The 1,638-nt window shown below is 54.5% G+C and carries 2 protein-coding genes; one reads left to right on the plus strand and one right to left on the minus strand.

What is annotated here, in order from left to right:
* Positions 1–584 precede the first annotated feature (584 nt).
* A complete protein-coding gene (gstA, locus tag VLA04_02265) occupies positions 585–1,187 on the plus strand; it encodes a glutathione transferase GstA (GenBank protein ID HSI20510.1) in 603 nt (200 codons plus the stop codon).
* On the opposite strand, the gene VLA04_02270 is transcribed toward gstA, so the two are convergent.
* On the minus strand, positions 1,182–1,430 hold the full coding sequence (locus VLA04_02270; GenBank protein HSI20511.1) for a hypothetical protein: 249 nt from the start codon (positions 1,428–1,430) through the stop codon (positions 1,182–1,184). The genes gstA and VLA04_02270 overlap by 6 nt on opposite strands.
* Between the last annotated feature and the right edge of the window lie 208 nt (positions 1,431–1,638).

A 1,638-nucleotide genomic window follows, 5' to 3' on the forward strand; every position in this document is an offset into this window, starting at 1 on the left:
GGGATAACCCTGGGCTACGGACTAACGCTTACCCCTCGGCCTCGGGAACGATTGTGACTGCCGCACGTTCAACACGCAGGTTGGATAGGCCTCCCTAACAGCCCTCCCCAAAAGCCTATCCCAAACGCGAAAGCACCTAGAAGCCCGGGTCCCCCCACCGGGGCTTCTTCGCATAGGCTTGTTGACCAAAGTTGTCCCTATTAAATTAGGTGCTGGTGATGGGTTCTCCCTGAACCATCACCTCTCTTCTCAAGAACGGAAGAAGCCCTGGCGTCGGACAGTCCGGGGCTTCTTCTATATACGTCGGCCCCTTCGGCCTCAGGTGGACGCTTCATTCTCACCAAAGCTATCTTCCCTGACTCAGCGAGTGCATTCAGCAAACAGCAGTGAGGGACTTTGTACCTGCGGCGTTGAATGGCTTCAGTCTACGCGAGGAGAGGGAACCGAAATGGCCACCTCAGGTTTATTTCAGAAGTTCGGTTTGAGCGCCGATGAGGTCCGTCAGCTTATCAGACGTGCGGGAAATGATCGTCAGAAACTCGAAGAAGTAGCACGAACCCTCACACGTACCTAAGCGTGCAACCATGAAGCTCTACTATTCTCCAGCAGCTTGCTCGCTGGCACCTCACATCGTGGCGAGAGAGGCAGGGCTCGATATCGATTTGGAGAAAGTGGACCTCAAATCCAAAAAGACGGAGAGCGGTCGGGATTATCTGAGCATCAATCCAAAGGGCGCGGTTCCTGCCCTTGAAATTGACGGTGGCAAGGTACTCACCGAGAACGCCGTGGTTCTCCAATATCTCGCCGACAAGCCACCATCGCAGCTAGGCATATCCGAGGGCATGGACCGGTGGCGCTTTCTGGAATTGCTGCACTTCATCGCCACCGAACTGCACAAGGGCTTTTCACCTCTGTTTGACCCTCGCACCACTAAAGAGGGACGCAAGATCATTACCGAGAATTTGTCTAAGCGATTTGACATTCTTGAGCGCCAGCTAGGCGACAACCCTTATCTTACCGGGGAAAACTTTACGATTGCCGATGCTTATGCCTACACCGTTCTGAGCTGGTCCAAGATTCAAAAAATAGACATGAGGCGTTGGCCTAAACTCGTAGCCTTTTTGGAGCGGGTTGGTGCTCGTCCCGCCGTGCGAGAGGCGCGGTCGGAAGAAGGTTTGCCGCTATGACGCCCTTCGCTCCTTGAGCAAATCTCGCTCGTCTTCCTGCATTTCAACAACGCCTCCGCCCGCCTTTGTGATAGGGCGACGTTTGGCAAAACCGAAACCCTTCTCGACATTCCAATGCAAATGATTCCAGTGACTCGATTCATGACCCGTCACCTTCCCATACGCCTGACGGATGCTAAGTGGTGCCACCCCAAGCTTGTTGAGGAGGTGAAGCATTTGGCAGGAAGCAAATTGCTCCGCCATGCTACGGTAAGAGGGCTGGCAAAATAGAGAACCCGTTCGGCTGCGGTGGACGGAGTGAGAGCACGCAATTACTCTCCTGGCCAAGCGGGTTCAGGCGGAACTCTCCGCGTCAGTCTCACCATCGAGCGCGGCAAGGAAAGTAAGATTCCGCTCTAGATCATCGGCCAGCTTGATCCACGTCCACGCCAAACTGGCGAACTGTTCTCTT

The organism is Verrucomicrobiia bacterium (assembly GCA_035460805.1).
Lineage (GTDB): Bacteria > Patescibacteriota > UBA1384 > CAILIB01 > CAILIB01 > DATHWI01.